Source organism: Escherichia fergusonii ATCC 35469 (genome assembly GCF_000026225.1).
Lineage (GTDB): Bacteria > Pseudomonadota > Gammaproteobacteria > Enterobacterales > Enterobacteriaceae > Escherichia > Escherichia fergusonii.
In genome coordinates this window covers 537,780-544,395 of the sequence record NC_011740.1, presented here as the reverse complement: position 1 = coordinate 544,395, position 6,616 = coordinate 537,780, and the positions used below count along the sequence as shown (strand labels likewise).

Sequence of the window (6,616 nt, the reverse complement as noted above, 5' to 3'; positions counted from 1 at the left end):
TTAATAATGGCAGGATTATTTCAAGTCGGGTAAGTCGTTGTATAAGCCCTGTTTAATTCCCGCTAATGGAATAAGGTTATTTACCGCAGCGGCATAATTCACTGCGGCGACCCAGCCATCATAATTGGCATTTATTTCAGCCGATTGCGCCTGAAAAACATCTTGCTCGACGGTTAATAGATCGTTCAGGCTTCGGTTACCCAATTTATATTCATTCTGATAAACATCCCGCGTTCTGTGCGCACTTTCGGATTGCGCTAAACCGGCCTCTTCACGTCCCCGTGCCCCAGTCCAGTTGGCATACGCCACCGACGCCCGTTGCATAACATCTAATTTCGCCTGCTCAACCTGCGAGGCAGAGATTTTTTGTTGCCCTTCGGCCTGTTGCACCTGGGCTGAAACCGCGCCGCCCTGATACAACGGCGCGTTGACGTTCAGTTGTAACTGGTCATCCCAGTACGAGCGGTCGCTGGTCTGGTAGCGCGTTTTGCCGCCCTGAATACTGAGCGTCGGCCAGTATTGCGATTTGGTTTTCTCCACGCCGTACTGGGCAGACTGGCGTAAGTTTTCAGCAGCCAGCACCAGCGGTATGGACTGGTAATCAATATTTTTTAGCGACACTGGCTGCTCGGCTAATTCAGCAGGTGGCGCGGCTATCCTCTCCGGCTGTACACCAGTGAGCACCGCCAGTTGCGCTTTGGCGCTTGCCATTTGCGCCTGGTATTGCTCCAGCGTCGAGCGCATTGCCGCTATACGCGTCTGTGCCTGTAATTCATCGGATGATGAGTTAAGCCCGGCGTTGGCGCGCAGTGCCGCCATGTTGTAGACGTTTTCCAGCGAGTTGATATTACGCTGCGCAGCGTCACACAACGCCTGATATCGGCTCACTTCCATATAGGTCGTCGCCGTCTTTTCGGCTACGTCAGTTAAGGTTGCCATCAGTTTAAAACGGTAGCTGTCGCGTGCGGCGGTTTGTAGTTTGATATCGTTATCTGTTTTACCGAAGTCATACACCAGCTGCGTCAGGGTTATGCCATAAGAGACGTTGTTATCCAGCCTGCCGCTGGAGTCCGTTTGCCGGGACGGCCCCGCGTTGCCGGTTAATCCAACGTGTGGATACCAGGCACTTTTGGCTTCATCGATTTGCGCTTCGCCAATACCTATCTGCGCCGCCTGTTGGGTGACGTCGGGGTTGCGCGCAAAGGCGCGCAATATGCTTTCCTGTAAGGATAAACTGGCAACAGGCGTAACCGCAGGAGCATTCGCCCATTGCGGTAATGGCGCAGCAAGTGTGTTTTTCCCCATGACAATACAACCCATTAAAAAAATAAGACCTTTATTTTTACGGTTTTTAATATGTAATAGCGCCATAGTTAAGTCACTTCCTTCCAGGTCCTTATTTTAGTTGGTTTTTATAACCAACCTCTTTTTAATAAAGAAGGCCAATAACTTGCACATTTCTTTTGTTCACCACGTTATCCTGAAAAGAAATGCTGTGAAAATTTATACGTTGTTTTTTAAGATTACACTACGCCTTTTAGATTGCCATCATTCGCATTAAGAATAATCCAGGGCAGGAGGTGATGAAAATCACAGATTTAAGCGGTATATATCATTTAATTGTGACTTATTTATTAACGTTATAAAGAAAGAGATTTTTAATTAAAGCAGGGAAATAGTAGAGCGCAGTGCATTTTACACTGCGCGAAGGAAGGGTTCAGTCTGTTTTATTACGTTTCATTACCATAGCCACGATCATACTCAGTAACAGTGCGCCAATAATCCACATCAGCGCGCTACTCCCCTGAGACCACAAACTGTAGATAAAGCCAATAATCACCAGCAGCATGACCAGCATACCAACGAGAAGAATTGGCAACGAGGCGTGGATATCATGACGCAGACGGATTGCCACAACGAAAACGGCGAGGTAGCAGATCAAAAAGGTGGCACTGGCGACACTGGCCAGTGAACCCAGGTTAAGCGCTGCCGTCATCAGCATGATCAACACCACCACGATGATGTTGCCCCAGGTACTCTGCCGCCACAGCGATTTATTGAAAATTTTTGGCAGTTCGCGCTCGCTACCCATGTTATCCATGATATTGAACACGGCAAACAGGTTGGCGTTAATGGCGGATGCCGTTGCTAACAAGGCGCCAATGACCACAATCACATAACCCACGTGTCCGAGAAGCGGTGAAGCTGCTTGCGCTACGGCAGTATCAGCATATTTTTCCAGTTCCAGAGCTGAAACGTCGCTAAGTAGTACCAGTGCCAGGGAAATATAGAGCAAGGTGGTAACGCCTATCGCCAGTAAAAATGCTCGCGGCATAATGACCGCCGGATCTTTCACTTTATCTGCCGCGTTCGCCATCATGCCAAAACCTGCATAGGCGAGGAAGGTAATCCCGATACAGGAAAAGAACGCGCCGGAACTGGGAGGCGCGGAAACGGAAATATGCGCAGGTTGCAGCGACCAGACGCCCGCAATGATCAACAGCAGCAGGATCATCATTTTGATACCAACGAGGATCACTTCCAGCCGACCAACCGCATGGTTGCTTAAAGAGTTGAAAAGCGTCATCAGCGCGATAATCGCCAGTGCATAAAGCAGAATCAGATGCTCATCCTGGCTTCCTTCATGCAGGAGTTGCGCAGCGTAAGCCCCGAATGCTCTGGCAACCATGGCGATACTGACAGCCAGTGTCATCAGATAAAGCAACGAGAGCGCCAGCGAAAAGACACCGTTGCCTAATCCTCTGCGAAAAAAATCGATAATACCGCCGTTACTGGGATAGCTCGCCCCAAGCCGGGCATAGGCGTAGCCGGAAAACATTGCCACGATACCGCCGAAGGCAAACGCAACCCATGTTGAGGCTTCCATCAACAACGCTGCTTGTCCCAACAACGCAAAGATCCCCGCCCCCACCATCGCCCCAATACCAATGGAAACGACATTCCACAAACCGAGAGTTTTACCTGTGTTATTTCTTTCCGTGCTCATCGTCTTCAGTCCTTAAACAAGTTACCACCTGGCTGTTTAGCGACCGATGCCACCAATAATTGCCTGAGTATCCGACTATCTGTACTGCCAGTGACAGGCATTAAGATTTAACTTAGCACCAAAATTAAAAATGAAATAAAATAATATAAAACAATGAGATAATTATCTAATGGCAATATATTTTGCTCTGATATTGATATACCGAAACGTTATTTTTCCACTACCAAATTAATTTCTTGACCTTCCCCTTGCTGGAAGGTTTAACCTTTAACACAGTCAGTCAACACTGTCTTAAAGGAGTACGTTATGTCACAAACTATCGACCTGACCCTGGACGGCCTGTCCTGCGGTCACTGCGTTAAACGCGTGAAAGAAAGTCTCGAACAGCGCCCGGACGTTGAGCAGGCGGATGTGTCTATCACTGAAGCACACGTTACCGGTACTGCCAGTGCAGAACAGCTGATCGAAACCATCAAACAAGCGGGTTATGACGCATCTGTAAGCCACCCAAAGGCTAAACCGCTGGCGGAGTCATCAATCCCGTCGGAAGCACTGACAGCGGTTTCTGAGGCGCTTCCGGCAGCGACCGCCGATGACGATGACAGCCAGCAGTTGCTGTTGAGCGGCATGAGCTGCGCCAGCTGTGTCACCCGCGTACAAAATGCCCTGCAAAGCGTACCGGGCGTCACTCAGGCACGGGTAAACCTGGCGGAGCGTACTGCGCTGGTGATGGGCAGTGCCTCCCCACAAGATTTAGTGCAAGCGGTGGAGAAAGCGGGCTACGGCGCGGAAGCGATTGAAGATGACGCTAAACGCCGCGAGCGCCAGCAAGAAACCGCCGTCGCTACCATGAAGCGCTTCCGCTGGCAGGCAATTGTCGCACTGGCGGTGGGTATCCCGGTGATGGTCTGGGGGATGATCGGCGATAACATGATGGTCACCGCCGACAACCGCAGTCTGTGGTTAGTTATCGGCCTGATAACGCTGGCGGTAATGGTTTTCGCCGGCGGGCATTTTTACCGCAGTGCATGGAAAAGCCTGCTGAACGGCGCGGCGACGATGGATACGCTGGTGGCGCTGGGTACTGGCGTGGCGTGGCTCTATTCAATGAGCGTCAACCTGTGGCCGCAGTGGTTCCCCATGGAAGCGCGACATCTTTATTACGAAGCCAGCGCGATGATTATCGGTCTGATTAATCTCGGCCATATGCTGGAAGCGCGCGCGCGTCAGCGTTCTTCAAAGGCGCTGGAGAAATTACTCGATTTAACCCCGCCGACGGCACGCCTGGTCACTGAAGAAGGTGAAAAAAGCGTGCCGCTGGCAGATGTTCAGCCTGGTATGTTACTGCGCCTGACGACGGGCGACCGCGTGCCGGTAGATGGTGAAATCACCCAGGGCGAAGCGTGGCTGGATGAAGCGATGCTGACGGGCGAACCTATCCCACAGCAAAAAGGCGAAGGCGATAGCGTCCATGCCGGGACCGTGGTGCAGGACGGTAGCGTGCTATTTCGTGCCAGTGCGGTTGGCAGCCATACTACGCTGTCACGGATCATTCGCATGGTGCGCCAGGCCCAGAGCAGTAAACCGGAAATCGGCCAGCTGGCGGATAAAATCTCTGCCGTATTTGTGCCGGTGGTGGTGGTGATTGCGCTGGTCAGTGCGGCAATCTGGTACTTCTTTGGTCCGGCACCGCAAATTGTTTATACCCTGGTGATTGCCACCACGGTACTGATTATCGCCTGCCCGTGTGCGCTGGGGCTGGCAACGCCAATGTCGATTATTTCCGGCGTCGGGCGTGCGGCTGAATTTGGTGTGCTGGTGCGGGACGCCGACGCGTTGCAACGCGCCAGTACGCTCGATACCGTAGTGTTCGATAAAACTGGGACACTGACGGAAGGGAAGCCGCAGGTTGTCGCAGTGAAAACATTTGCTGATGTTGACGAAGCGCAGGCGCTGCGTCTGGCGGCGGCACTGGAAAAAGGTTCCAGCCATCCGCTGGCACGGGCGATCCTCGATAAAGCAGGCGATATGCAACTGCCGCAGGTCAACGGCTTCCGTACATTGCGTGGGCTGGGCGTGAGCGGTGAAGCAGAAGGTCATGCGTTGTTGCTGGGTAATCAGGCGCTGTTAAATGACCAGCAAGTCGATACTAAAGCGATTGAAGCAGATATTTCAGCTCAGGCATCGCAAGGGGCAACGCCTGTGCTGCTGGCGATTGACGGGAAAGCGGTGGCCCTGTTGGCAGTACGAGATCCGTTGCGTAGTGATAGCGTGACGGCGCTACAACGTCTGCATAAAGCGGGATATCGTCTGGTGATGCTAACCGGGGATAACCCGACCACCGCCAATGCGATCGCCAAAGAAGCAGGGATTGATGAGGTGATAGCCGGGGTGCTGCCAGACGGTAAAGCCGAAGCGATCAAACGTCTGCAAAGTGAAGGACGTCAGGTGGCAATGGTGGGTGACGGCATTAACGACGCGCCAGCACTGGCCCAGGCGGATGTCGGTATTGCGATGGGGGGCGGCAGCGATGTTGCCATTGAAACCGCGGCGATTACCCTGATGCGCCATAGCCTGATGGGTGTTGCGGATGCGCTCGCTATTTCCCGCGCAACGCTGCGCAACATGAAGCAGAACCTGCTCGGCGCGTTTATCTATAACAGCATTGGTATTCCGGTTGCCGCCGGTATTTTGTGGCCGTTCACTGGAACCCTGCTTAATCCTGTGGTTGCCGGTGCAGCAATGGCACTCTCGTCGATTACCGTAGTGAGTAACGCCAACCGGTTGCTACGATTTAAACCGAAGGAATAAGTAAGTCATTGCGGATGCGCTGCTTTAGGGCGGCGCATTTGGCATCGACGCATGACTGCCGGATGCGGCGTAAACGCCTTATCCGGCCTACGAGATGAAGCGATGTTTTGGCCTTACGCAACATTCTTTGCACGCTCTTCACGGCGAGCCAAATAGTCAGCCACTGTTTCAATCCGTCCCAATTCTTCTTGTGTACGCATGTTGTTTTCAACTTCCCAAAGATCAACCGCCGCCTGGAGGTTTAGCCAAAAATCGACTGTGGTATCAAAAACTTTAGCCAGACGAAACGCCATTTCAGTTGTGAGTTTACGATTGTTATTGATCAGTGCACTGACGCTATTACGATGAACATGCAGCAACTCTGCTAACTCATTGATTTTCAAATCGAGCGGCTCCAGATATTCATAGAGAAGAATATCTCCGGGTGTCGTCGGTTTTCTTGTTGCCTGTTTCATGGTTTTACCTTTCTCGTCAATACGACAGCTATGTTTTAGTAGTTGTGTGGATCTAAATACAATTCTTCGGCCTTGCCATTAACCCATTTAAATATCAGTCGGTACTGTTTATTCACTCTAATGGAGGAGTATTCCTGTAATTTCCCGGATAACTCTTCGTATCGGTTCCCCGGAGGGGAGCGTAAATCCCGATGAGAAGTGGCAGCATTAATGATGTCCAATTTTCTTGATAATGTGGTATGGATTTCAGCAGGAATCTTTCTATGTGGCGTTGAGTGGACAAAAAAATCAGCCAGCCAGGCATCACGAAAACTCCTTATATTATTCTTTTGAGCCATTCCAT

5 protein-coding genes are annotated in these 6,616 nt (G+C 51.4%); 1 reads left to right on the top strand and 4 read right to left on the bottom strand.

What is annotated here, in order from left to right; genetic code table 11:
• Positions 1-15: 15 nt before the first annotated feature.
• Positions 16-1,371 carry a TolC family outer membrane protein gene (locus EFER_RS02845; RefSeq protein ID WP_001196206.1) on the bottom strand — a complete coding sequence of 452 codons (1,356 nt, stop codon included), beginning with the start codon at positions 1,369-1,371 and terminating at the stop codon, positions 16-18.
• A 346-nt stretch (positions 1,372-1,717) separates the two neighbouring features.
• Entirely contained in the window at positions 1,718-3,007 is a 1,290-nt protein-coding gene (locus EFER_RS02840) for an APC family permease (RefSeq protein WP_000102764.1), read from the bottom strand.
• Between the two features lie 306 nt (positions 3,008-3,313).
• On the opposite strand from EFER_RS02840, the gene copA reads away from it, so the two are divergent.
• A complete protein-coding gene (copA, locus tag EFER_RS02835) occupies positions 3,314-5,818 on the top strand; it encodes a copper-exporting P-type ATPase CopA (RefSeq protein ID WP_000083966.1) in 2,505 nt (834 codons plus the stop codon).
• 113 nt (positions 5,819-5,931) lie between these two features.
• Here the strand turns inward: copA and EFER_RS02830 are convergent, their stop codons facing one another.
• Together EFER_RS02830 and EFER_RS22700 are read right to left on the bottom strand one after the other, a co-directional pair.
• Positions 5,932-6,273: a HigA family addiction module antitoxin gene (locus tag EFER_RS02830; protein ID WP_000806441.1), complete on the bottom strand. Its 342-nt coding sequence runs from the start codon at positions 6,271-6,273 to the stop codon at positions 5,932-5,934.
• Positions 6,274-6,308: 35 nt separating this feature from the next.
• Positions 6,309-6,611, bottom strand: a complete 303-nt coding sequence (locus EFER_RS22700; RefSeq protein WP_002431667.1) for a type II toxin-antitoxin system RelE/ParE family toxin — start codon at positions 6,609-6,611, stop codon at positions 6,309-6,311.
• Between the last annotated feature and the right edge of the window lie 5 nt (positions 6,612-6,616).

Excerpts from the sequence above, each read along its gene's own strand:
- EFER_RS02845 (WP_001196206.1), bottom strand. The coding sequence starts at position 1,371 with ATGGCGCTATTACATATTAAAAACCGTAAAAATAAAGGTCTTATTTTT.
- EFER_RS02840 (WP_000102764.1), bottom strand. The coding sequence starts at position 3,007 with ATGAGCACGGAAAGAAATAACACAGGTAAAACTCTCGGTTTGTGGAAT.
- copA (WP_000083966.1), top strand. The coding sequence starts at position 3,314 with ATGTCACAAACTATCGACCTGACCCTGGACGGCCTGTCCTGCGGTCAC.
- EFER_RS02830 (WP_000806441.1), bottom strand. The coding sequence starts at position 6,273 with ATGAAACAGGCAACAAGAAAACCGACGACACCCGGAGATATTCTTCTC.
- EFER_RS22700 (WP_002431667.1), bottom strand. The coding sequence starts at position 6,611 with ATGGCTCAAAAGAATAATATAAGGAGTTTTCGTGATGCCTGGCTGGCT.